18 protein-coding genes are annotated in these 24101 nt (G+C 59.7%); 4 read left to right on the top strand and 14 right to left on the bottom strand.

Features of this window, described 5'->3' with window-relative positions:
- Positions 1 to 2: 2 nt before the first annotated feature.
- The 8 genes from WBR57_RS27695 to WBR57_RS27730 all read right to left on the bottom strand — a co-directional run bounded on the left by WBR57_RS27695 (position 3) and on the right by WBR57_RS27730 (position 9216).
- Positions 3 to 1316 carry an HlyD family type I secretion periplasmic adaptor subunit gene (locus WBR57_RS27695; RefSeq protein WP_424088432.1) on the bottom strand — a complete coding sequence of 438 codons (1314 nt, stop codon included), beginning with the start codon at positions 1314 to 1316 and terminating at the stop codon, positions 3 to 5.
- Positions 1313 to 3076: a type I secretion system permease/ATPase gene (locus WBR57_RS27700; RefSeq protein WP_424088434.1), complete on the bottom strand. Its 1764-nt coding sequence runs from the start codon at positions 3074 to 3076 to the stop codon at positions 1313 to 1315. Before WBR57_RS27700 ends, WBR57_RS27695 begins: the two co-directional genes overlap by 4 nt.
- Positions 3077 to 3178: 102 nt before the next feature.
- The gene (locus WBR57_RS27705; protein WP_424088436.1) at positions 3179 to 3547 is read right to left on the bottom strand and encodes a protease inhibitor Inh/omp19 family protein; all 369 of its coding nucleotides are present in this window, start codon (positions 3545 to 3547) and stop codon (positions 3179 to 3181) included.
- A 48-nt stretch (positions 3548 to 3595) separates the two neighbouring features.
- Entirely contained in the window at positions 3596 to 5029 is a 1434-nt protein-coding gene (locus WBR57_RS27710) for a serralysin family metalloprotease (RefSeq protein ID WP_424088438.1), read from the bottom strand.
- A 413-nt stretch (positions 5030 to 5442) separates the two neighbouring features.
- A complete protein-coding gene (locus WBR57_RS27715; RefSeq protein ID WP_424088440.1) occupies positions 5443 to 6522 on the bottom strand; it encodes a polyamine ABC transporter substrate-binding protein in 1080 nt (359 codons plus the stop codon).
- Positions 6523 to 6582: 60 nt separating this feature from the next.
- A complete protein-coding gene (locus WBR57_RS27720; protein WP_424088442.1) occupies positions 6583 to 6924 on the bottom strand; it encodes a cupin domain-containing protein in 342 nt (113 codons plus the stop codon).
- Between the two features lie 26 nt (positions 6925 to 6950).
- Positions 6951 to 8357 (bottom strand): NAD(P)/FAD-dependent oxidoreductase, encoded by a 1407-nt coding sequence (locus WBR57_RS27725; RefSeq protein ID WP_424088444.1) that lies wholly within the window; start codon positions 8355 to 8357, stop codon positions 6951 to 6953.
- Positions 8358 to 8406: 49 nt separating this feature from the next.
- Positions 8407 to 9216: a helix-turn-helix domain-containing protein gene (locus WBR57_RS27730; RefSeq protein ID WP_424088446.1), complete on the bottom strand. Its 810-nt coding sequence runs from the start codon at positions 9214 to 9216 to the stop codon at positions 8407 to 8409.
- Positions 9217 to 9474: 258 nt separating this feature from the next.
- Here WBR57_RS27730 and WBR57_RS27735 point away from each other — a divergent pair, with 258 nt between their 5' ends.
- Complete coding sequence (locus WBR57_RS27735; protein WP_424088448.1) at positions 9475 to 9747, top strand: DUF1652 domain-containing protein; 273 nt, start codon at positions 9475 to 9477, stop codon at positions 9745 to 9747.
- A 67-nt stretch (positions 9748 to 9814) separates the two neighbouring features.
- Here WBR57_RS27735 and WBR57_RS27740 read toward each other — a convergent pair whose 3' ends face one another.
- On the bottom strand, positions 9815 to 12262 hold the full coding sequence (locus WBR57_RS27740; RefSeq protein WP_424088450.1) for a UvrD-helicase domain-containing protein: 2448 nt from the start codon (positions 12260 to 12262) through the stop codon (positions 9815 to 9817).
- Positions 12263 to 12481: 219 nt separating this feature from the next.
- Between WBR57_RS27740 and WBR57_RS27745 the strand changes: the two genes are divergently transcribed.
- Positions 12482 to 13177 (top strand): pirin family protein, encoded by a 696-nt coding sequence (locus WBR57_RS27745; protein WP_424088452.1) that lies wholly within the window; start codon positions 12482 to 12484, stop codon positions 13175 to 13177.
- 71 nt (positions 13178 to 13248) lie between these two features.
- Here WBR57_RS27745 and pgm read toward each other — a convergent pair whose 3' ends face one another.
- The 4 genes from pgm to WBR57_RS27765 all read right to left on the bottom strand — a co-directional run bounded on the left by pgm (position 13249) and on the right by WBR57_RS27765 (position 19555).
- A complete protein-coding gene (pgm, locus tag WBR57_RS27750) occupies positions 13249 to 14892 on the bottom strand; it encodes a phosphoglucomutase (alpha-D-glucose-1,6-bisphosphate-dependent) (protein WP_424088454.1) in 1644 nt (547 codons plus the stop codon).
- Positions 14893 to 14998: 106 nt separating this feature from the next.
- Positions 14999 to 16405, bottom strand: coding sequence for a PLP-dependent aminotransferase family protein (locus WBR57_RS27755; protein ID WP_424088456.1), 1407 nt, complete (start codon positions 16403 to 16405; stop codon positions 14999 to 15001).
- Positions 16402 to 17826, bottom strand: coding sequence for a hypothetical protein (locus WBR57_RS27760; RefSeq protein WP_424088458.1), 1425 nt, complete (start codon positions 17824 to 17826; stop codon positions 16402 to 16404). The genes WBR57_RS27755 and WBR57_RS27760 overlap by 4 nt, the downstream gene beginning before the upstream one ends.
- 706 nt (positions 17827 to 18532) lie before the next feature.
- Positions 18533 to 19555, bottom strand: coding sequence for a zinc-dependent alcohol dehydrogenase family protein (locus tag WBR57_RS27765; RefSeq protein WP_424088460.1), 1023 nt, complete (start codon positions 19553 to 19555; stop codon positions 18533 to 18535).
- Positions 19556 to 19802: 247 nt separating this feature from the next.
- On the opposite strand from WBR57_RS27765, the gene WBR57_RS27770 reads away from it, so the two are divergent.
- Both WBR57_RS27770 and WBR57_RS27775 read left to right on the top strand, forming a co-directional pair.
- Positions 19803 to 20717: a LysR substrate-binding domain-containing protein gene (locus WBR57_RS27770; RefSeq protein ID WP_028616088.1), complete on the top strand. Its 915-nt coding sequence runs from the start codon at positions 19803 to 19805 to the stop codon at positions 20715 to 20717.
- 153 nt (positions 20718 to 20870) lie between these two features.
- Complete coding sequence (locus WBR57_RS27775; protein WP_122539284.1) at positions 20871 to 22139, top strand: tyrosine-type recombinase/integrase; 1269 nt, start codon at positions 20871 to 20873, stop codon at positions 22137 to 22139.
- A gap of 722 nt (positions 22140 to 22861) precedes the next feature.
- Here WBR57_RS27775 and fdhA read toward each other — a convergent pair.
- Positions 22862 to 24064 (bottom strand): formaldehyde dehydrogenase, glutathione-independent, encoded by a 1203-nt coding sequence (fdhA, locus tag WBR57_RS27780; RefSeq protein ID WP_154950116.1) that lies wholly within the window; start codon positions 24062 to 24064, stop codon positions 22862 to 22864.
- Positions 24065 to 24101: the final 37 nt, after the last annotated feature.

Raw genomic sequence — 24101 nt, forward strand, 5'->3', positions numbered from 1 at the left:
GCTCATTCCTCGGTCAACGCGGAGCCGGCGCGATCCAGCAGCGGCTTGAACAGGTAGTTGAGCAGCGAGCGTTCGCCGGTGCGCACGAACATCTCGGCGGGCATGCCGGGCTTGATCACCAGGCCGTGGAGTTGTTCCAACGCCGCCTCACTGACCGTGGTGCGCAGCACGTAGTACGGCGCGCCGGTTTTTTCATCGAGCATCTGGTCGGCCGAGATCAGGCTGACCTCGCCGGGTACCCGTGGCGTGCGGCTCTGGTTGAAGGCGGTGAACAGGATATCGACCGGCAAGTGCGTGCCGACCTTGTCCACCAGGTGCACCGGCAGGTGCCCTTCCACCTCCAGCCGCGTGCCTTGGGGCACGATTTCCAACAGGGTTTCACCGGCGCGCACCACGGCGCCTTCGGTGTGTACCGCGAGGTTGACCGCAATGCCATCGGCCGGCGCGTTGATTTCGCTGTGCTGCAGGTCGAACCCGGCGGAGGTCAGTTGCTGTTCCAGGGTCAGGCTGCGCAACTGCGCGTCGGCCAGCTGGCTGCGCACTTCCTTCTGGTATTCCTCGCTGTGCTGCTGCAATTTCAAGCGTGATTCGAGGATGCCCTGCTCCACCCGGCCGCTTTCGCCGGTGTTCTGCGCCAGGTCCTGCTGCACCTGGGACAGCTGGCGCTGGTACTCCATCAGCCGGTTGCGCGGGATGTAGCCGTTATCGGCCAAAGGTTGCAGGTTACTCAGTTGATCGCGCAGTGACTGGGCTTGAGCCGTCAGGTCAGTACGCGCGCGGCGCATGCCACCGAGTTGCGCGGTGGCGCCGTCGATGTTCGCGCGAATTCCCGCCTGTTCACGGGCGAAGGCTTCGCGGCGGCTGCTGAACAGCTGGCGTTGGCCTTCCAACACCAGGGCCAGCGCCGGGTCCGGGCTGGCGCTCAACTCGGCCGGAAAAACGATGCTCGCGCGGTTGTCACGCTCGCTCTGCCAGCGCGCGACGCTGGCCCAGGCCATGCGGTACTGGGCCTGCAGCGACTGCACATCGGCCTGGTTCTGGGTCTGGTCAAGCCGAAACAGTGGCTGGCCCTGCTTAACCATTTCGCCTTCCTTGACCAGAATCCGGCTGACCACGCCGGGGCTGAAGGTCTGCACCGCCTTGCGTTTGCCCGAGACCACCACCGTGCCCTGCACCGGAATGCCCTGGTCGAGTGGCGCCAGGCTGGCCCACAGGAAAAACCCGCCGGCGCCGACTACCGTCAGCAACCAGCCCATGCGCACGAAGAACCGCGCGTCGTGCTCTTTAACAAGGGGTTCTGGAGTGATACTGCTCATGCGCCTGGATTCCTTCCGGCTTGGTACTGACGACTGAAACTCACACCGGGCTTTTCCCTAGGTGCTTCCTTCGGTGCTTCCTGCTGGCCGGACAACGCGCGCAGCACTTCCTGGCTGGGCCCGAAGGCCTGCAAGCGCCCTTCGTTGAGCACCAGCAACTTGTCGGCCTGGGCCAGTGCCGAGGAGCGATGGGTCACCAGCACCACGCTGCTGCCCTGGGCTTTCATCTGCACGATGGCACTGGCGAGTGCCGCTTCACCGACGGTGTCGAGGTTGGAGTTGGGCTCATCCAGCACGATCAGGCGTGGCCCGCCGTACAACGCGCGCGCCAGGGCCACCCGTTGTTTCTGGCCACCGGACAGGCCGCCGCCGTTGTCGCCCAGCAGCGTGTCGTAGCCTTGGGGCAGGCGCAGAATCAGCTCATGCACACCGGCCTGTTGCGCGGCCTTCACGACTAATGCCGGGTCGGCGTCGGTAAAGCGTGCGATGTTGTCAGCGATGCTGCCGCTGAACAGTTCGATGTCCTGGGGCAAATAGCCGATATGCGGGCCAAGGTCATCGCGGTCCCAGCGATGGATGTCCGCGCCGTCCAGGCGCACGGTGCCGGCCAGGGTCGGCCACACGCCCACCAACACGCGGGCCAGGGTGGATTTGCCGGAGCCCGAAGCGCCGAGCACGCCGAGCACTTCGCCGGCGCCGAGGGCGAAACTGACCTGATGCAGCGTCGCCGCACGCCGCCCAGGCGGGCCCGCGCTGACCTGTTCAAAACTGACCTGGCCGTTGGGCGCCGGCAATTTCATCGGCTCGACGTCCGGCGGGAACTCGCGCAGCAAGTCATCCAGGCGCTGGTAGGCCAGCTTGGCCGAACTCCATTGCTTCCACACTGCAATCAGCTGGTCGATGGGGCTGAGCACGCGGCCCATCAGGATCGAACCGGCGATCATCATCCCGGCGGTCATATCGCCGCGGATTACCAGCCATGCGCCCAGGCCCAACACCAGCGATTGCAGGCACAGCCTCAGGGACTTGCTCAGCGAGGTAATCACCGAGCCGGTGTCGCTGGCCGTGTTTTGCAAGCTGAGGAACTGCGAATGCACGGCAAACCAGCGCTGGCGCAGCGCGCCGAGCATGCCCATGGCCTGGATGGTCTCGGCGTTGTGCAAATGGCTGGTGGCCAACTGGGTCGATTGCTGGGAGAAACCGCTGGCCTCGCCCAAAGGTTTTTTGGTCAGGTATTCGTTGAGGCACGCCAAGGCGATCAACAGCACCGCCCCCGCCGTGGCCAGTACGCCCAGCCACAGGTTGAACAGGAAAATCACCAACAGGTAGATGGGAAACCACGGCGCATCAAAAAACGCGAACAGCGCAGGCCCGGTGATGAATTGGCGGATATGGGTCAAGTCGCCCAGCGATTGCCCTGCGTGCCCCTGGCCGCGCTGCAGGTTGCGTTCAAACGCGGCCTTGTACACGCGCAAGTTGAAACGCCGCTCTAACTGGCTGCCGATACGGATCACGATAAAACTGCGAATGACTTCCAGCGTGCCGATAAATGCAAAGAACCCCACGACCATCAACGTCAACATCACCAGGGTGGTTTCATTCTGGGAGGACAGCACGCGGTCATACACTTGCAGCATGTAAATCGAGGGCACCAGCATCAACAGGTTAATTAACGCCGTGAAGCAGCCAATGCTGATCAGAATGCTCTTGTATTCGCCCAGCGCCTTGAATAAGGGCGCCACGGCCTGGGACTTCGCCATATCTTTTGATCTTCTCTGAGCGAATGACGGGCAATAGTTGCCCCAGCCCCGACAACGGAGCGGCCAACTATTAAAATCGAGTTATAGGCGTATAACGAACAACTAAGGTGTGCGTTGCAATACAACTTCAAGGCCACTGGGTGTGCGACCTTTGTACTCGCCTTCTTTCTGCCGATTGAGGTGGGTAATCCCACTGCCTTCGGCATTCATCAGCCAGATGCCGTCCGGCGTCGGCGACCAGGTCAGGGGCTTGGCGCCCAGCCATTGCTCGGCGCACGCCACATCGCCAGCCAAGGCATTCGCCTGTTCCAACAAGTCCAGCGCACACACCTGGCCGGCCTGGAGCAACTGCCAATGCCCGGCCAATTGCGCGTTGGAAGGTAATACAAGACTGCTCGCCATTGCGTGGGCTCCTGCCGATACGAACATCACCTGCATAACGCAGGCGATCAGTTGAAAAAAACGCTGCATTTCACGCTCCCGCCTGGAAGCGCGGCGCCGAGACGCCGCGCTTTTACATCACGCCACGATGTCGCTGACGGCCGCCTGGCCAACGGTGGTGACGAGGAAATCCGCCACGCCGTGCCCGGAGAAGTCCACCGCCAAGGTACCCAGGTTGGTCCCTGCCGCGTAGGTCAGTACAGCATCGCCAGCATGCCCGGTAAACGCATTGACGAAGGTCAGGCCCGCGCCTTTGGTGATGCCGCTGAGGTCGATCTTGTCCGAACCCGAGGTAAAGTCAAAGATCTTGTCCGCCGCACCCGGCTTGGAATCGGAACTGGCGCCGAACACAAAGGTGTCGTTGCCCGCGCCGCCCCACAGCTGGTCTGCCCCACCACCGCCGTAGATGAGGTCGTTGCCGGCCCCGCCCTTGATCACGTTGGCGGCGTTATTGCCGATGATCAGGTCGTTGCCCGCGCCGCCGAAGGCGTTCTCGATGGTCACGCCTTTGGCGATGGACACGTTGCCCACCAGGCCGCCAACGTCGGAGAACGACGCTTCATTGAGGTTGATCTTCTGGTTCTGGGTAAAACCGGAGAAGTCCAGGGTGTCGTTGCCGCCACCGTCCCACACCGAGAACACCAGCTTGTCGGCATTGGAGGTGGCGCTGAGGAAATCACGCCCGGTGTTGGAGTTGAAGCCGTAGGTGGTGTCGCCGGCGCGGGTGTTGTAGTTGGCGCCGTAGAGCTTCTGGATCGCGGCGATATCGTCCAGCAGCGGGCCGGACGCGTAGGCTTCGACCCCGCCCTTGCTGAAGTTCTGGTTGGTGTTGCTCTCGCTCCAGTAACTCATGACGCTGTAACCGCGCGTGTCCTGTCCATAGGTCGCGTCGTTGTAGGTCGGGTTGCCGTTCCCGGCGTTGTAGTCGCCAGGGTGAGCCAGGCCCAGGGTGTGGCCGATTTCGTGGGTCAGGGTCTGCCGGCCGTAGTTGTTGAGGTCCGGGGTTTTGTTTGGCGTGTAGCTGCTGTTGGTCAGGTACCACGAGGTGCCGTCGTAGCCTGCGCCGGTGCCGGGCAGGTAGGCGAAGGCCGCAGCGCCATCCTGGCCACCGCTGTAGTTGCCGAAGGTCATGTGCGCGTCGCCACCGGTGGCCTTTTCGGTAAAGGTCACGTTGGCCACATCCGACCAGGATTGCATGGCCAGCACGGCCTGGGCTTTCTGCTGGGCGCTGAACTGGCTGAAGCCCGAGATGCCATGTTTGTTCATGGTGCTCGAGGAGGCCGAGGTCAGGAAGGTGTAAGTCAGATCGATCTTGCCATTGCCATCAAAGTCCCGGTACGCGGCGCCGTCACGCAGCAGCTGAGTGGCTGCCTGGTCCACGGTATAGGACGGTTTGCCATTGACCGTGAGGTTGCCGCCACGGTCATACAAATGGCTGAAGCTATCGATTTGCGAGTAAGCGGTGCTGGCTTGCGCCGCCGACACGATAGCCTTGTCTTTTACTTTTGACATAAACGTACTTCCTTGTTTGCAAGTGCATCAGTCTTTGATCGATAGGAACCTCGCGGGCGAGATCGTCCTATCACTCGCCTCTTTTGAAGGCGTAAGAAAACTGACACAACTTGAAATCAATCGTCTACATCTATTTCTCGGGTAAAAATACGCGCGCAAACAACTTATCTATTTGCGAGGCCGTATCTGTTGGGGGAACTTGAATTTGTCCGAAAAAAGACTGTACCCCTTATTTAAATATTAAATAGTGGTAAAGCCGCCCAAGTTGGGCGGCTTACTTGATTAATGGATCCAATATATTGTCACGGTGTCATTAGCAACATTAAACAGCCACTACCCAACTTATTATTGAGTGTTGTCCCCTATTACCGGTACAGACAGCCGGGGCAGTTCAAGCGTTCTGAACCTGGCTTTCAACGCCCGGTACGAATGGTGTTCCACACCCGCGTGCGAACCCGGTCGATGTTCAGTGGCATCGCTTCCAGCGCAAACAGCTTGCCCATCATCTCGGGGCTTGGGTAAACCTTGGTGTCAGCCTTGATCGCCGGGTCTACCAGGCTGTCGGCGGCCTGGTTGCCATTGGCGTAATGCACGTAATTGGTAATGTTGGCCATCACTTCCGGGCGCAGCAGGTAGTTCATGAAGGCGTAACCGGCTTTTTCGTTGGGGGCGTCGGCGGGCATGGCGACCATGTCGAACCAGATCGCGGCGCCTTCCTTGGGAATGTTGTAGCCGATGTTCACCCCGTTCTTGGCTTCTTTGGCGCGGCTTTCGGCCTGCAGGATGTCGCCGGAGAAGCCGACCGCCACGCAGATATCACCGTTGGCGAGGTCCGCGGTGTATTTGGAGGAGTGGAAGTACGCCACATAAGGCCGCACTTTCATCAGCAGCTCTTCAGCCTTTTTGTAGTCCTCGGCCTTCTTGCTGTGGTGCGGCAAGCCCAGGTAGTTCAGCGCGGCAGGCAGCAACTCCGGGCCATTGTCGAGGATCGCCACCCCGCATTTCTGCAACTTGGCCATGTTCTCGGGCTTGAAGATCAGGTCCCAGGAATCGACGGGCGCGTTATCCCCCAATACCGCTCTGACCTTGTCGATGTTGTAGCCGATGCCGGTGCTGCCCCACAGGTACGGGAAGCCGTGGGCATTGCCCGGGTCATTGTTTTCCAGGGCCTTGAGCAACACCGGGTTGAGGTTTTTCCAGTTGGGCAATTGGCTCTTATCGAGTTTTTTCAGTGCGCGGCCCTGAATCTGGCGAGCCATGAAGTGGTTGGACGGGAACACCACGTCGTAGCCCGATTTTCCGGTCATCAACTTGCCGTCGAGGGTTTCGTTGCTGTCGTACACGTCATAGGTGAAACCGATGCCGGTTTCTTTCTGGAAGTTCTTGGTGGTGTCCGGCGCAATGTAGTCCGACCAGTTGTAGATCTTCACCGTCTCGGCGGCCTGGCTGATAGAGGCCACCAACATCAAGGGCAACAGGGCAATGGCTTTCATGGTTCGATTTCCTGGCGGTTTTAGGGCTGTTTTTATGGCAGGCGATCAAGGATCAAAGCGTTACAGGATCAATACGTAGGTCTTGCGCACGGTTTCCTGGATGTCCCAGATTCCGGTGCTGTTGGCCGGCAACATCAGTGCGTCGCCGGCTTCTATGTGAACGGCTTCACCGGTGTCGGGCGTGAAGGTGCAGCGGCCCTGGATAAAGTGGCAGAACTCCTGGGATTTGATTTGCCGACGCCAGCGACCTGGGGTGCATTCCCAGATGCCGGTTTCGACGCCGTCGTTGCGCTCCACGCTCAGGGTCGAGGCCACGGCGATGGGGTCGCCCAAGGGTACGGCCACCGGCGCGGCGTCCGGCAAAAGGGCATTCAGCGCGTCTTTGAATTGAGTGATGCTCATGGGTTTTCCCGTGTGAGTGAAACGACTTAGTGCATGAAACCTTCCATGAACTCGGCCATGCCAGTCGCCAACTTGCGCCGCCACGGGGCACTGTTGGGGTTGGCGAGCACCTGGTCTTCATGGACGAAACTGCGAATGATCGCGTTGTAGCCCAGCCAGCGGCAGGGTTCGGGCTCCCAGGCCTTGAGCGCCTCCAGGCCGCGGTCGCGGATCACCCACGGCTGCGTGGTTAGCGGCGTATCGCGTCCCAGGATCAGGTCAGCCAGGGTGCGGCCACCCAGGTTGCTGGCACCCACGCCCTCCCCGCCATAACCACCCGACAGCGCGATGCCGGACGTGTGGTCACACAGCATATGGGGACGGAAATTACGCGACATGCCCAGGTTGCCGCCCCAGGAGTGACTGATTCGCACGTTTTTCAGCTGTGGGAACAGTTCGCCAAACAAGTAGCGACGCAGCTCCACTTCGCTGTCGGTCAAATCGAAGTTGTGGCGCAGCTTGCCGGCGAACTGATAACCACCGCGCGCACCGAACACCAGGCGGTCGTCCGCCGAACGCTGGCCGTACGTCACCTGGCGACTGCTTTCGCCAAAGGCCTGCCCGTGGTTCAGGCCAATTTCATCCCAGGTGCTGGCGGGGAGCGGTTCGGTGGCGACAATCAGGCTTTGCACGGGCAGCTGGTAGCGCCCCAGGGTTGGCAATGTATTGGCATACCCTTCCACGGCCGGCACCACCCACGCCGCGCGCGCAGTCGCCTTGGCCGTGCGCACGCGGCCGGACTGCCAACGGGTGACGGGGCTGTTTTCATAAATCGTCACACCCATGCGCTCTACCACCCGCGCCAGGCCACGCACCAGTTTGGCGGGGTTGATGGTTGCGACGTGGGGTGCATAGATACCGCCATAGGGCTTGGCGATGCGGATCTGCTCGGCCAGTTGTTGCGGGCTCAGCCAGCGATAATCGTCTTCGGTGAGGCCCTGGGCATAGAGCTTGGCCAGGTAGCGGCGCAGGCTACCTTCCTGCTCGGGGTAGCGCGCGGCACAGTACAGGGCGCCGCCCTTGCGGTAGTCGCAGTCGATGCCTTCACGGGCCAGCACTTGGGCGACTTCATCGGGAATGCCGTGCAACAGGTCAAACGAGGCGCGGCGCTGCTCGGGCGCCAGGCCGGCCAGCAGGCGGTCTTCGCCCAGCAGGTTGCCCATCAGCCAGCCACCATTGCGGCCTGACGCGCCAAAACCTGCGGTTTGCGCTTCGATAATCGCGATGTTCAGCTCAGGCGCCTGGCGCTTCAGGTAATAGGCGGTCCATAGGCCGGTATACCCGGCGCCGATAATGGCCACATTGACGTCCAGGTCATGCTCAAGCGACGGCCGCGCCACCAGCGGGTCGTCCAGCCGGTCCATCCATAAACTGATATTGCGCCATGCCGGCATGCCAAGCTCCCCTACCTCGTTTCGATAGGCTGGATCCTAGAGCGCGGTGTCAGGGGCTGTCTTGCGCGCGTGCACGCAGGGAAATTTGTTTGACGTAGGCCTTGGGCGATTGGCCGGTGTGTTGACGAAATGCGCTGTAGAACGCCGACAGCGAGTTGAAACCGGCGGCGAAGGCCAGGTCATCGACCTTGATCGGCGGCGCTGCAGTGTCCAGCGCGGCCAGCAAATGCTGAAGCCGCGCCTGGTTGACGTAGCGGTAGAAGCTCTGCCCCAGCACCTGGTTGAGCAAATAGGAAATCTGATTGCGACTGTAGCCGCATTCCTTGGCAACCCGCTGCAAGTCCAGCTCCGGGTCCAGATAAGGTTGTTTGAGTTCGAAGTATTGCTGCAGGTCATTGGCCATATGCCCCAATTGCTGGGGCGACAGGCCCAGGCGGCTGACCGTGGGGCGCATCGCCTGGGTCGGCTGCTCGTGCACCAGGGATGCGTACTCATTGACGCGCCAGATCAGCCCATCGCGCACAGTAATGGCCTCGCTGGTACGAAACGACACCAGGCCCTGGCTGCCGCGCAAGGTGATGCGGTACTGGATAAACGCCGTGTCGCCATCGGCGCGGATGCGGTCGGTGTGCTCAATCGCTTCATCGGCGGCACGCGGCATGCTGGCTTGCAGGTACTCACGCAACTCGGCGAAACCGATGACACGGTTCTGGAAGAAATCGTGGTACTGGATATCCGGGTGGTAGTAAGACATCACCCCCTCAAGGTCGCGATGACGCCAACACAGGTGGTGGCGCAACACCAGGTCGCCGGTGGCGCGGGTGTGCTGGCAATCATCGTCCGGGGCGATGTCAGGCATGAAAAACTCTGCGGCGGGTAAACCCTGGAGATTGCCGAATTTTGCCGGCGCCTTCAATGGTCGATTGGAACTTCTGACTAATGGCCTTTTGCCTAGTTTTTTGTAGGCCATGACCCATGTCAAGTGAACCGAAAACAACCGCCGAACGGGGCGAAATAAGTCACCAGGGACTTGCGAACGAATGCTATTTTTGAGGCTCTTCGATGCCACGACCAGTGACGGTCATGGCCCCCTGCCGCGAGCTAAAGGAAGCGCTCAATGTACAAGGTGGGCAACATGAATAAAGTGACGTTCCCCAATGCCTGCCAGTTGATGCGCTGGCATTTTCATCCGATGGGCTTCGAGGGCAGCATGGATGCGCCGGGCAGCATGGTTGCCCGCCTGTTCGACCGCGCCAGTGGCGAGACCTTGATTGCGATAGCCGGCATCCCCTGCGCTACGGTGATGAATGCCGCGGATGTGGAGCGCATCATCGAGGCGGTGGAGGACGAGCTGGCGTCGTTTGTGCCGCCGTTGTCGCTGCGGGCCTGAAACAGATCCCGGATAACTAATATGGGTGGGGGCTCGGCCCCTCCCACATTGGGACAGTATTCAATCGTCAGCCGCGTCTGTCGTCGAAAAACGCTTTCTTGCCATCGACCCGCTCCGACGCCTTTGGCACGTTCACCGCTTGGCCTTCGGGCTTTTCCACATACCAATAGCAGTGGCTCACCGCTCGGGTAATGCCGACGTAGGCCAGGCGTAGCACCTCGTCTTTTTGCGCGGTGTCATAGGGTTCGCTGTCGCCGTCCTTGCCCAGGCCCGCCATGCGATACACCTGGTTCTTGTAAGGCGAGCTGGTCACATGCTGGCAATCCCCGAGCAGGAACACCGCATCCGCTTGCAGGCCCTTGGCGCTGTGATAGGTCAGTTGTTTCAACCTTCGCGCGTCGGGCGGCAAGCTAGAATCCACATTAACTGCTGGCTGAATATGCTCTTGTATCAATAGCTTATCGCTGCTTTTTCGATACAGCATTAATATCGAATCGCCCCTTTGGTAATGTTCGAGCAGCTGTCGACCCAGTGCAGTGTCGTCCCGCTCCAGCACAGTAACCGGCACCAGAGCCTTGGGCGTCCCGCCGGCCTTGGCCTTCTTGCCAGGGATCGCCGGCGCCGCACGCACGATGTGCTCGGCCGCATCAATGATGTGCTGATGGCTACGGTAGTTTTCGCTCAACATCACGCGGGTGGTGCTCGGCGACGGGAACTCCTGGTTGAACGCCATGAAATACTTGGGCGAGCTGCCGCGCCATCCGTAGATCGACTGCCAGTCGTCCCCCACGCACAGCAAGGACGAACGCTGGGCTCCACGGCCCACATGCATCGCCGGCCCACGGCTGCGGATTTCGCGCAGGCTGGCGCGGATCCATGACACGATCTGCGGCGAGACGTCCTGGAATTCATCGATCATCAGGTGCGACATCGGTCGCAGCAGCGGGTCGCTGAGCAGCTTGAGGTTTTCCGGGGTGTTTTCGCCGAACAGCGAGAACATGCGGTTATAGGTCATGATCGGCGGGGTTTGATCGAGCAGATGATCTTCCAGGGCTTTCCAGAAAATGCTCAGGGCCTCAAAGAACAAGCGGTCCGGGTCGTCCTTGGCGAAACTCATCTGGCCGACAGCCGTGGGTACGTCCAGCCCGAGGTTTTCGATAAACCCGGCGGCCATCACAAAACTGTCCAGCAAGGGTGCAGAGGCCAGCTCGCCCTTTACCTTGTAATCAAACCCGGGCCCTGCGCTGGCATCACCGGCCAGACTGCTGAGCATGCGCTTTGATGACTCGTAACTATCCAGCCATATCAATGGTTTACGGCAGAAAGCTTGAAACAGGGTGCGCTTGACTGCCCACTCGGCACGCACCGACAGTTTCGCATTGGGGCGGGTGATCTGAGGGTTTTCCCGCGCATCGAAGCCCAGCACCACCCAGGCATCCAACTCCGGGATATAGCCGTGGCAGTGAAATTGCGCGCCATTGATTTCAAAGGTCTGGCGGCTGGGCTCAATGCCTTTGATCGGCCAGGCACCGGCGCGAAACCACAGGTCTTCGATCACATCACAGAGTTCTTCGTCGCGCTTGGCGGCCAGCTCGGTCACCGCCATGCGCTTTTGCACATCCGGGTGATCTCGCTCCAACTCCCGCAGTTGCAAGCCTTGGCGAGCCAACGGGGTAATCAGCTCGCGGAACCGTGCATGGCAGCCATGCAGCTGGTGGTAGCAGGCATTCATCTGCTGGCGCTGGGCATCGCTGATGCGCAGGTCGAACGGGTTGCTGTCGGCATCCTCGAAACCGCTGCTGAGGTTCTCGAACGCCTGCAGGCGTTCAAAACCCGGCAAGCTGCGCACCATGGGCAGGATGCGTGAGTGAAAGGTACGCACCACCGCCTGGGCCTCTTTCAGACCAAGGGGTTGGCCCCACAGGCTGAGAATTTCCATGAGCTTGTTGACGAAGTCTTTGCGCGACTCGCGGGTGAAGGTCACCACCGTCATCGAACTCAGCTCGAAGCCCAGGTAGTGGGTGAGCAGCAAAATCCGCAGCACCAACGAGGTGGATTTACCGGCGCCGGCGCCAGCAATCACCGAAGTCGACGGCGTATCGCTGAAAATCATCTTCCATTGCGCCGCGCTGGGCTGCGCGTGGGCCGGCAGCAGGCGGGCCACGTCGGCCTTGATGCGCTTTTTGATCTCGGCGGTCAGCGGCAGGCGCCAATCGTCGAACAGGCTGTCGTCCACCCCCGGCGCACGATGTTCTTGCGGTCGGAAGTCGCGGATCAGCAGGACTTGCCGGCCTTCCTCGATGCCGTCGGCCTTGCCCTCGCGGTAACCGTACTCCACGCCAGCCTCATGGCCGCTGCGGAAACCGTCCGCCTGCCCATGCAACCAGGAAAACCGGTGCTGGGCGCGCAAGCGGGTCAGGCCGTGGCCAAACAGGCGCGCCGCCAGGCGTTTGAACAACGGCATTTCGGCGATAGGTCGCAGTTCAGGGGGCAAATCAGGCTGTTGTTGCGGCACGCGGACTCCTGCGATGAGCTGGGTTTCAACAAGTGCGCCATGGTCGCCGGAATCGCCGTTCAGTTCCAGCCAATTGCTTTACCGTCATGCAGTTAGGCGATGAAGTGAAAGTCAAAACGCCGGTAATCAATCTAACCCATCGATAGGAATCAGGCATTTTTTACGCTTTTTATCGATCATGGCCTGTTGGATCATGGGCGCCATCAACAGGAGACGATCATGCTTGAACTTCGACCTTTCAACGCCCTGGGCGGCGCCCACCATGGCTGGCTTGACGCCCATCACCATTTTTCATTTGCGCAATACCATGATCCCAAGCGTATGCACTGGGGCAACTTGCGGGTTTGGAACGACGACATCATCGCCCCCGGCACCGGCTTCCCGCAGCACTCGCACCGCGACATGGAGATCATTACCTATGTGCGTGAAGGTGCTATCAGCCATGCCGACAACCTTGGCAACAAAGGTCGCACCGAGGCCGGCGATGTGCAGGTCATGAGCGCTGGCACCGGAATTGCCCACAGCGAATACAACCTGGAGGCAACGCCGACCAAGATTTTCCAGATCTGGATTATCCCGAACGAAGCCGGCCTGCCGCCTTCCTGGGGCGCCAAGCCCTTTCCCAAAGGTGATCGCGAAGGGTTTGTAACCCTGGCCAGCGGCAAGGCGGGTGACAGCGAAAGCCTGCGCATTCGTGCCGATGCACGCCTGGTGGCGGCTAATCTGAAAGCCGGGGAAAGTGCCGAATACCGGCTGGACAGCGGGCGGCGCGCGTATCTGGTGCCGGCGACCGGTGTGATTGAAGTCAATGGCTTGCGTGCGAGAGCTCGAGACGGTGTTGCGGTGGAGGATGAGCAGGTGTTGCGGGTGACGGCGCTGGAAGACAGCGAGATCGTGCTGGTCGACCTGGCCTGATCTCAAACCTGGGCAAAACCTGATGTGGGAGGAGGCAAGCCCCCTCCCACATTCTTACCAGGTCACGTCGGTTACTCGGAGATGGCGCCGTCTACCAACACTTGCGCCTCTTCCACCAACTGCTTGAGGTGATCTTCGCCAATAAAGCTCTCGGCGTAGATCTTGTAGATGTCTTCGGTGCCCGAGGGCCGCGCGGCAAACCAGCCGTTTTCGGTCATGACCTTCAAGCCGCCAATCGCCTGGTTATTGCCCGGTGCGTGACTGAGGATCTGCTGGATGCGTTCCCCGGCCAGCTCGGTGGACGTCACCTGGTCCGGCGACAACTTGCCCAACAGGGCTTTTTGCGCCGGGGTGGCCTTGGCGTCGACACGAATGGCGAATGGCTCACCCAAGGCATCGGTCAGGCCACGGTAGATCTGACTCGGGTCCTGGCCTTTGCGCGAGGTCATTTCCGCCGCCAGCAGCGCCGGGATCAGGCCGTCCTTGTCGGTGCTCCACACCGTGCCGTCCTTACGCAGGAACGAGGCGCCGGCGCTCTCTTCACCGCCAAAGCCCAATGAGCCCTCGAACAGGCCATCGGCAAACCACTTGAAGCCCACCGGCACTTCGTACAGGCGACGGCCAATGCGTGCCGCCACGCGATCGATCAGTCCGCTGCTGACGACGGTCTTGCCCACGGCTGCATCCGCGCGCCAGTCAGGACGGTTCTGGAACAAGTAGTCGATGGACACGGCCAGGTAGTTGTTCGGGGCTAACAGGCCACCGGACGGGGTCACGATGCCATGGCGGTCGTGGTCCGGGTCGCAGGCGAACGCCACGTCGAAGCGTTCCTTGAGGCCGATCAGGCCCTGCATGGCGTAGCTGGAGGACGGGTCCATACGGATCTGGCCATCCCAGTCGACGCTCATGAAACGGAACGTGGAGTCGACTTCAGTGTTGACCACCTCCAGGTTGAGGCGATAGTGCTCGGCAATCGCCGACCAGTAGCGCACCCCTGCTCCGCCCAACGGGTCGACGCCCAGGCGCAGGTCGGCGCTGCGGATGGCGTCCATGTCGATGACGTTGACCAGGTCGGCGACGTAGCTGTTGAGGTAGTCATGCCGGTGAGTGGTGTCGGCCTTGAGCGCCTGAGCGTGGGAGATGCGCTTGACCCCGGCCAGTTTATTCGCCAGCAATTCGTTGGCCTTGGCCTCGATCCACTTGGTGACGTGAGTATCGGCCGGGCCGCCATTGGGCGGGTTGTATTTGTAACCACCACTTTGCGGCGGGTTATGGGACGGCGTGATCACGATGCCGTCCGCCAGGCCGGTGGTGCGGCCACGGTTGTAGCAAATGATCGCGTGGGAAATCGCTGGGGTTGGCGTGTATTCATCGCCCTCGGCCAGCATCACGTGCACGCCGTTGGCGGCCAGCACTTCCAGGGCACTGGCACCGGCAGGCGTCGACAGCGCATGAGTGTCCAGGCCTACGAACAGCGGGCCGTTGATGTCCTGGGCTTCGCGGTACAGGCAGATGGCCTGGCTGATGGCGAGCACGTGCCATTCGTTGAAGCTCAGCTCGAACGAACTGCCACGGTGCCCGGAGGTACCAAAAGCCACGCGTTGGGTGGAGATTGCTGCATCAGGCTGGCCGGTGTAATAGGCCGTGACCAGTCGCGGGATATCCACCAGCAACTGGGCTGGCGCCGGCTTGCCCGCAAAAGGACTGATTGTCATGCATAAACCTCGGAAAGAAGGATTTGGGGGAAAATGGCAGTTTACTGAGAGTTGGACTGCTGCGCGACGGTATCGATCCTACCGCATCAAGAGAAACTTCATTCACTCAGCCAATCTGGGCCTGACGCAACGCTTCGCTTAATGCTGTCAAAGCAATACTCAGGTCGGGCTGCCCGTGCAAGGTATGGCTCAAGCGCAGATGCTGGCGGTGCAAGCCGCTGACGCTGAACAGTTCACCGGGCGCGATCACCACTTGCTGGGTCAGCAGCCGCTGGAACACCTGGCGCATATCCACAGCAGGGGTGGCCTCAAGCCAGAAGGCCGCTCCCGCAGCCGGCGCCCGATAGGTGACTTGATCGCCCAGATGCTGCCCGATGCGCTGGCTCATTTCTTCGGCCTGTGCTTCAAGCTGCTGGCGCAGTGCGCGCAGGTGCTGGTCGATGCGTCCACTTTGGTACAAGCGTGCGATTGCACGCTGGCGAATCGATGACAGCCGGAACGAACGCAGCAGAAACTGGCGCTGCAATTCACTGCTCATGCGCCGTGACAGCAGGTAGCCATAGGGCGCCTCCGCCCCCAGCACTTTCTCGAACGAAGAAAACACGATCAACCGCTCCGGGTTCACCCCCTCTCGCAATGCCGTTTGCGACGCCTGGAAACCCAGCTCGCCAAACGTGTCGTTCTCCAGCAACCAGCAGCCGTAGTGATCCAGCAGGCGCGCCAGCTCCTGGCGGTCATCGGCAGGCATGGCCACGCCCGAGGGCAGGCTGGTGGCGGACGACAGCACCACCAGTTGCACCGGATGAGTATGTAGCAGTTGGTCAAGGGTTGCGGTGTCCAGGCGCCCCTCCGGTGTCCAGGGCAGCTCGATGAGGTGCACACCTGCCTCTCGGAACAGGCGCAGGATCAGCCAGTCGCAGGGCGATTCCACCACGACGGTGGTACCCCTCAGGCCAAGCACCTCAACCAGGATCTCCAGGACACCGCGCAGATCGGCACCGAGATACACATCGTCGGCATGCCAGCAGTGAGTGGGCGATGAGGTGTAGCGTGCCGCCAGCACCGCGCGCAACTCCCAGACGCCGCAAGGCTGGGACCACGGTTGCAAATGGCGCGGGTAATGGCGGACCAGCTCGCGCTCCTGGCGCAGCAGGTCTGCATCCAGAGAGGCCAACAATGCGGGCTCATCGCCGCTGAGTACCAACATGCCGGGACGGCGCGCCGCTGCGTAAAGCCGATCGAGCAAGTCACCACCGGCGCAGTTGACCGGGTTGGCCGAAATGGGCCAGGCGTAATACCCCGACTTCGCCACGGAATAGACCCTGCCCTCCTTTTCCAGCAATGAATAGGCGTACTGGATGGTCGAAATCGACACATTGAGGCGCCCGGCCAACTGCCGCAGGGATGGCAGCTTTACCCGGGCATCCGTGCCGACCTCGTTGATCAAGCTGATCATATAGCGATAGACCGCCTGGTAGGCGAAATCCGCCTGTCGTTCGCCGCGCAGGATCATCGGCCAGACAATTGAAAGGCCTGCCCGGCGCCGCGGGCGGTTGCACGGTCATCGCGCATAGGGCCTTTCACGCTGACTTGCGGCCGTTTGCGGTAAAGGTGCTGCAACAAGGCGATGGGTAAGCCGCTGGTGTCCATGACCCACTGCTGCAACATTTCCGCGGATGGCTTGCCCTGCAGCACCTTGTGCAGTTCCGGCAGTGCCACCAGCATCCCCGGATGGCATTGGCGCAAATAACCTTCCAGCCTTTCGCCATGATGGATAAACGGCGAGAACAGCAGACAGGTCAGCTGGGTTTCATCCAGGCCAAAGAACTGACTGGCTTTGGCGCTTGCCACGTTTCGACCTTCGCGGGTGCTTGCCTCGGCCAGCAGCTCTTTGGGCATGTGCAGGCGGCGTCTATACGGGATCATTTGCTGGATAAAGCCTTCCACGCCCCCTTCATAGGCAAGTTCACGCAGGCATTCGGCTTGCAGCCCGCGCAGATGAGCCATCAGCAACGGGATGGAAAACGTCGGGTGGCTGAAGTGAAAGCCCAGCGGGTCCGGGGCGTGGGCCATAAACTCGGTGAGCAAGGAGGATGCCGCAAGGTCTATGTCGCTCAGCAAATCAGCGATGCCGATGTAGGCGAGGTTGCGATGGCTAGCTTTGCTGGGGTTTTCATGGGCCACATAATGATCGCCATACACATCTTGGTAATAGCCGACACTCCACTCCTCCATGCGCGCAAACAACCCATTGAGCGACGGCGGCCAGTTTTTCGGGATGGTGACGCCAGCGCTCTGTGCTGCTTTCTTCAGCCATGCAAGCAAGTGGCTCTGATGACGCGGCGAATCCCCGCTGACCAAAGCGTGCACACCGCCATGCCAACTGCTGACACGCTGATAAAAGTCCCCCAAGGCCAGGTAAGTGTCGTTGCATAACGTCGCACGACAGTCGCCGGACGTCATATGGCCCATCATCAGCATATTGCGCTGGTTGATTTCTCGCCCGACGGCAGAGGCCGGCCGGAGGTGGTTGAAGGGCAGCACTTCGTGGTTTTCGACCATGAGTAACTCAACCCGCGGATCGTCATGGAGAAACAAGCGGCTATAACCGCAATTGAGGTTCTCCAGCTGCGCGTCCGTCATGCCCGAATGGCGCAAGGTCGCGACCCGCAACTGAAAAGTACGCGGCGCTCGCCCGGCAATCGACAATTGTGCGGCTCGCAACAACGCCAGGGTGTAGCTGCTGACTTCACCGCCACCGTGGGCCACCAGGACCTTGTAGTTTCCGACCTGTTCCATGCCCCCTGCTGCCACCACAATGCGTTGGATCAACAATTGGAGTGCCGTGCGTTCAGCGCGATTAAAGTGTCCAACCAAACGTTGCAGAACTTGCAGGTAAACATAATTCATAGCCTGTTCGTGAATAGTGCTCATCGCTCTACTACCTAAGTTGAAATATAAAATTCAAGCAACTGCTGAGAGTGTTTGCTCGACTTATTAAACGGGTGAGAAGTTCGTGCGCTGTCCCGCGCGCCGATCAATAGACACTAGCAGCGCGCAACAAAACGACACGAACATTGCTGATTGCGGCCTATGCCCGGCAAACGATCGACACCCCCGGTTTCAGGGGGTTACCTGCACCAAGGTGCAGCCCTAGGACGTTTCCGACACCGCCCTACAAATCGTTGACCAACAATTTAAAGAAGCGCCCGACAAATTCACTCAAACAACTTTCCAATTTATTGAATTGAGGTTTTTCCTGGAAATCCCTCTCCATCCGGTGCAGTGCAGGTGCAACGGTATTAGTTCGAAGAACTCGACACCGATCCAATTGATAGTCATTCATTGCTCAGTCCTTGAGATGAAAGCGAAGATGCAATTATCGGTACTGGAATAATGATTAATAGATACAGAACCTGACTGAAAACCAGTGCAGATGAGCCACGCGTGGAATATGAAGGCAGCATACGCAAGAACGCCGCACTGGGATTCAGGGCGGCGTCTGGGAGTAAAGGCAGGAATTGTGGGCTAAAGCCCTGATCTCAGGGGTTATGGGCTTCGCAGGTTAAGCCCTGTCAATTGGCGCATTTGCCCCATGCGCCGATAACCAGAAACATTCGTTTGAGAATATTCCTACGCTTTAAACAGCTTCAACCTGCAACGCCACACGCTCCCGGCACGGGCATTCGTCCATATAACGGTGTGCTTCCACGAACTGATTGAACGGAAACACCGTGGTTTTAAGCGGAACCAACACTCGATCAGCGGTGAGCTGGTTGATGTCACGCAAGGCACGCTGCAAGGCGACCTGGTCCTGGACGATGCCCAGTTCCGGCTTGCCGGTGAAATTGCCGATGCAGTGCACAAAGAACTGAATGTTCTTCTGGAACGCCGCACAGGCCGGGAATGGCGTCTGGTTGCCACCCTGCAAGCCATACAGCACCAGGCTGCCACGGGGCGCCAGGACATCCCCGAGCAAAGACATCTGCGGGCCGCCCAAACCATCAAAGACCACGTCGACACCCCGGCCTTCGGTGAACTTGTTGATTTGCATCAGCAAGTCCTGCTCTTCGGTGACGATGACCTTTTCCGCACCGAGCGACAGCAGGTACTCGCGCTCGGAACTGTCCTTGGTGGCAGCAATCACCCGTACACCCAGGGCTTTGCCCAGTTGCACAAACGAAGGGCCCGCGCAGTGGCTGGCGTCGGTCACCAGGGCAAACTGCCCAGGTTTGACGCGGGCCAGGTCCACGTACGCAAAGTAGGCGATCAGCAGCGGCGTGTAATGCACGCTGGCTTCGATCGGGCTCAAGACGTCCGGGTAACGGGTCAGGGCCGAACGGGGCAGGACAATCTGTTCGCCATACACCGGGTAATCATTGGGGCTCTCGGCCGGAAAACTGGCGACTTTATCGCCCACTGCCAAATCATCCACGCCTTCACCGACGGCGACGACAACCCCGGCCATCTCATGGCCAAGGCCGGACGGCAGGCGTGCATGGGAAGACGCCAGGTTCTGGCGCCACAAAATGTCATACCAGCTGATGCCAATCGCTTCGACACGCACCTGCACTTCGCCCGGTGCGGGCTGCGCGGCTGCATGCTCTTCGCATTTGAGCACCTCGGCCGGACCAAACTTGTGAAAACGAATCGTGCGGGACATCGCAAACCTCGTCAAAGTAACCTCTAATGCCATGAACTCTATCTGGGCTTTCCGGGTAAGACCACCGGTCGCCATTAATAGTCGACATGTCTGTCATTGATTCCGCTACTGAGGCATACACCTCAAGTATCGTAGGAAAACTCAATTATCCGGTGCAGAGTACCAGCCTTTCCCCGTAAGATTCACGCCGGTCATTGTTTGCACGTGGCCGCTCTCGTCAAGTTTGCTGACTCTTCCAGGACACAAGATGAACCGTAACGACCTGCGTCGTGTCGACCTTAACCTCTTGATCGTATTCGAAACCTTGATGCATGAGCGCAGTGTGACCCGCGCTGCCGAGAAATTGTTCCTTGGCCAGCCGGCTATCAGTGCGGCGTTGTCGCGCCTGCGTGGGCTGTTCGATGACCCGCTGTTTGTACGCACGGGCCGCAGCATGGAGCCATCAGCCCGTGCGGTAGAGATTTTCGCCCTGCTCTCCCCGGCCCTTGACTCGATTTCCACCGCCGTCAGCCGCGCGGCCGAGTTCGACCCGGCGACCAGCACCGCGGTGTTCCGCATCGGCCTCTCCGACGACGTCGAATTCGCCCTGCTGCCGCAACTGCTCAAGCGCCTGCGCGCCGAAGCCCCCGGCATCGTGCTGGTGGTGCGACGCGTCAACTACATCCTCATGCCCGGCCTGCTGGCCTCCGGCGAAATCTCCATCGGCGTCAGCTACACCGCCGACCTGCCCGCCAACGCCAAGCGCAAAGTACTGCGCCGCAGTTTGCCGAAACTGCTGCGCGCCGACAGCGTGCCAGGCTCCCTGAGCCTGGACGACTTCTGCGCCCGCCCCCATGCCCTGGTGTCCTTTGCCGGCGACCTGAGCGGCTTTATTGACGAGGAGCTGGAAAAACTCGACCGCAAACGCCACGTAGTCCTGGCCGTGCCGCAATTCAACGGCCTCGGCACACTGCTGGCGGGCACCGATATCCTGGCCACCGTACCGGACTACGCCGCCGAGGCATTGACCTCGGCAGGTGGCTTGCGCGCAGAAGACCCGCCGTTGCCGGTGCGCAGCTTCGAGCTGCACATGGCGTGGCGCGGATCGCAGGACAATGACCCGGGGGAAAGGTGGTTGCGGTCGCGGATTCAGATGTTTTTCGGGGACCCCGATAGCCTGTAATGGAATTCCACTAAATTCCATAAAACCGTTTAATAACAACAAGTTATTGTTTGGTTAAGTCCATAGCCGTCTGTCTAAATCCAATGGATTCCACGACTCATGGGGGCATAATTGGGGGCAAATTTCGGTTCCTTAAAAAGGATGCCCCCACCGATGCCCCCAGATAATGCGGTTGTTTTCAAACGAAAACTCAGCGATGCCTTGATCCGCTCACTGACCGAACCTGGCAAACACGCCGATGGCGAAATTCCTGGCCTCTACTTGGAGGTGAGGGCGTCGAGTAAGGCCGGCAAATCCCCTTCCAAGGTTTGGCGATTGAAGTATCGGCTGCATGGGAAGGAAAACCGCTTCTCCATCGGCGCTTACCCCGAGATTAGCCTCAAGGAGGCGCGCGACATTGCCCGCGGCGCACGCCGCGACGTGGCTAACCACACCGCTCCGCTCAAGGCCAAGACCGCCAAGATCGAGGCACAGTTGCTCAATGAAGAGCGCACCTTCGCTTACGTGGCCGAGCAATGGTTGGCATTCAAGTCTGCCGAACTAGTGACCAAATCCATCTCGGGCTTTACCGGAGCGCTGAACAACCACATCTTGCCTGCCATTGGCAAAAAACCGATCAGCGAGATCAAGTTGGAGCACATCACTACGATCATCACTGAGTTGCGCCGCAAGCGCACCATGGCCATGGCCCGGCGGGTGCGTACCATCATCCGTGCCGTCCTGGGCTTTGCCGAGGGGCGCGGATGGGTGGAACGTAATGTGGCGCTTAGCAACATTGAGGAGTTGAAGATCCGCCATGTCGTGACCAGCAACCCGGCGATCGAAAGGCCAGCCGACCTGGGCAGGTTTCTTGTGCGCCTTGATGACTGCAACGATGGCAGCGTTGCCGCCGCAATGCGCCTGCTGGTCATGTTGCCCGTCCGCCCCGGTGAACTGGTGCAGATGCGCTGGGAAGATGTCGACTTGGTGGGCGCCGATTGGCGTTATGTGGTGAGCAAAACCAAGCATCTGGACAAGAGCAAACACATCGTGCCGTTGCCTGACCAAGCCTTGGTTCTGTTACGCGAACTACATAAAACTCGCGTGGTGAATGAAGAAGGCAAAGGCTGGGTGTTCGTCTCGCCGGTCTATCCGGGACGTCCCATAAACCCGACCTCTATGCTCAAATCCTTTCAGCGCATCTGGCCGGAGTACGACATCACTGCCCACGGCTTTCGCGCCACCTACCGCACCATTGCCCATGAGCACTTAGGTATCGATCCAATCGTGCTAGAACTGTCGTTATCTCACCGAATGCCAGGTGCATTGGGGGCTGTGTATGCGCGTGCACAACTGCTAACACAACGCCGAGAGGCGGCACAGCAATGGGCGAACTACCTAGACCATTTGCGGCAAAACGCGGCGCGATTGAGGACAAATTGACGATGCAACGAAATTCGAGGATATGGGGATAATGGAACCCTAAAAAAGAAAACGTTCACTCAATAAGTAGGTTCTTTATGATTACCTGGCTTTCAGCATCCAGGTTATTGAATATGGCGCAGCGGACGGGATCATAACTCATCCTCCAAGTGTTTGAAAGCACTAGATTTCCAAAGTATAGCGCTTCGGTGATGGCCTTGATTATGTACTTATAATTTCTCGCTGTGAAGCGCGACGCAACTCGATCAAAACATACTTGTTTAGGGGGTCACGCTGCCAGATGGCAAACCGGCTTTCAGCTTCACCTAGTTGTAATGATAATGCCCATATCGCGAAGCTTAAGAACTCCAAACAAGTCAGCACAACTCGCCATACCTATTCCGAATTAGCCACCGTCCAGCCGCTATAAGCTATCAGTCCATAAACCAAACTGAACTTTTCCGATTTCGAGCACTCCGCCAAAAGTAATCGGTCTGTCGCGAGCATTGCCTCGCCGAGATGGAGCAGGTCATGCCATGGAGTGGCTTCCGTCGCCCTGGTTGAGCCGCATATAGGGTAGAGAACCGGGACACCCGCCTGCCCTCCGGCAAACCGGCGCTGGAGCAGAGTGGCGCATGCGGCGACTCGCAAGTTGTTTTGACTTGCATCATTTGGCGAACTGCCGACCTGCAAAGATAAATACGGCCGGCGTGTCGAAAAGTCCTAATAAACTAACGTGGTGTTCATTGTGGCGCGCTGAACATCTTGTGCGGATCAATCACAAACTTCTTCGGTACACCGGCGTCAAATTCGCCGTAGCCCTTAGGCGCGTCATCCAGGCTGATAACCTCAACCCCCACGATGTCAGCAATATGAATACGATCCCACATGATCGCCTGCATCAGTTGGCGGTTGTACTTCATCACCGGGGTCTGGCCGGTGTGGAAGCTGTGAGATTTGGCCCAGCCCAGACCGAAGCGAATGCTCAGGCTGCCCATTTTCGCGGCAGCATCCACAGCACCCGGATCTTCGGTGACGTACAGGCCCGGAATACCGATTTTGCCCGCCACGCGAACCACGCCCATCAGGGAGTTGAGCACGGTGGCCGGTGCTTCGTGTTTCACGCCGTCATGGCCGTGACCGCGCGCTTCGAAGCCTACGGCGTCGACGGCGCAATCCACTTCCGGTTCGCCCAGCAGTGCGGCGATTTGTTCGTGTAGCGGAGTGTCGAGGGACAGGTCGGCGATCTCGAAACCCTGAGCCTTGGCGTGTGCCAGGCGGACGGTGTTGACGTCGCCGATGATTACCACTGCCGCACCCAGCAGGCGAGCGGAAGCGGCGGCGGCCAGACCCACCGGGCCGGCCCCTGCGATGTACACGGTGCTGCCCGGGCCAACGCCGGCCGTTACGGCGCCGTGGTAACCGGTCGGCAGGATGTCGGAGAGGCAGGTCAGATCACGGATTTTTTCCATAGCCTTATCGCGATCAGGGAGTTTGAGCAGGTTAAAGTCGGCGTATGGCACCATCGCGTATTCAGCCTGGCCGCCGGTCCAGTCGCCCATATCGACGTAACCGTAAGCACCGCCCGGACGGGCCGGGTTAACGCTCAGGCAAACACCGGTGTGCATCTCTTTACAGGAACGGCAGCGCCCGCACGCGACGTTGAACGGCACCGAGACCAAGTCACCGATTTGCAGGTTCTCGACGTCGCGGCCCTTCTCGATCACTTCACCGGTGATCTCGTGGCCTAGCACCAGGCCGGTCTGCGCCGTGGTACGGCCGCGGACCATGTGCTGGTCCGAACCACAGATGTTGGTGGAAACCACGCGCAGGATGACACCGTGTTCGATCTTCCTGCCGCGCGGATCCTGCATTTTTGGATAGTCGATTTTCTGAATTTCGACTTTGCCATTGCCGAGATATACCACTCCACGATTTTCGATCATTCTTGTTTTTCCTCAGGTTGATAAACCCCGCTGAAAT

The sequence above is a fragment of the Pseudomonas sp. genome, assembly GCF_049590575.1.
Classification (GTDB): Bacteria; Pseudomonadota; Gammaproteobacteria; order Pseudomonadales; family Pseudomonadaceae; genus Aquipseudomonas.

Coding starts and splice junctions, on each gene's coding strand:
- WBR57_RS27695 (WP_424088432.1), bottom strand. CDS start 1,316: ATGAGCAGTATCACTCCAGAACCCCTTGTTAAAGAGCACGACGCGCGG.
- WBR57_RS27700 (WP_424088434.1), bottom strand. CDS start 3,076: ATGGCGAAGTCCCAGGCCGTGGCGCCCTTATTCAAGGCGCTGGGCGAA.
- WBR57_RS27705 (WP_424088436.1), bottom strand. CDS start 3,547: ATGCAGCGTTTTTTTCAACTGATCGCCTGCGTTATGCAGGTGATGTTC.
- WBR57_RS27710 (WP_424088438.1), bottom strand. CDS start 5,029: ATGTCAAAAGTAAAAGACAAGGCTATCGTGTCGGCGGCGCAAGCCAGC.
- WBR57_RS27715 (WP_424088440.1), bottom strand. CDS start 6,522: ATGAAAGCCATTGCCCTGTTGCCCTTGATGTTGGTGGCCTCTATCAGC.
- WBR57_RS27720 (WP_424088442.1), bottom strand. CDS start 6,924: ATGAGCATCACTCAATTCAAAGACGCGCTGAATGCCCTTTTGCCGGAC.
- WBR57_RS27725 (WP_424088444.1), bottom strand. CDS start 8,357: ATGCCGGCATGGCGCAATATCAGTTTATGGATGGACCGGCTGGACGAC.
- WBR57_RS27730 (WP_424088446.1), bottom strand. CDS start 9,216: ATGCCTGACATCGCCCCGGACGATGATTGCCAGCACACCCGCGCCACC.
- WBR57_RS27735 (WP_424088448.1), top strand. CDS start 9,475: ATGTACAAGGTGGGCAACATGAATAAAGTGACGTTCCCCAATGCCTGC.
- WBR57_RS27745 (WP_424088452.1), top strand. CDS start 12,482: ATGCTTGAACTTCGACCTTTCAACGCCCTGGGCGGCGCCCACCATGGC.
- pgm (WP_424088454.1), bottom strand. CDS start 14,892: ATGACAATCAGTCCTTTTGCGGGCAAGCCGGCGCCAGCCCAGTTGCTG.
- WBR57_RS27755 (WP_424088456.1), bottom strand. CDS start 16,405: ATGATCCTGCGCGGCGAACGACAGGCGGATTTCGCCTACCAGGCGGTC.
- WBR57_RS27760 (WP_424088458.1), bottom strand. CDS start 17,826: ATGAGCACTATTCACGAACAGGCTATGAATTATGTTTACCTGCAAGTT.
- WBR57_RS27765 (WP_424088460.1), bottom strand. CDS start 19,555: ATGTCCCGCACGATTCGTTTTCACAAGTTTGGTCCGGCCGAGGTGCTC.
- WBR57_RS27770 (WP_028616088.1), top strand. CDS start 19,803: ATGAACCGTAACGACCTGCGTCGTGTCGACCTTAACCTCTTGATCGTA.
- WBR57_RS27775 (WP_122539284.1), top strand. CDS start 20,871: ATGCCCCCAGATAATGCGGTTGTTTTCAAACGAAAACTCAGCGATGCC.
- fdhA (WP_154950116.1), bottom strand. CDS start 24,064: ATGATCGAAAATCGTGGAGTGGTATATCTCGGCAATGGCAAAGTCGAA.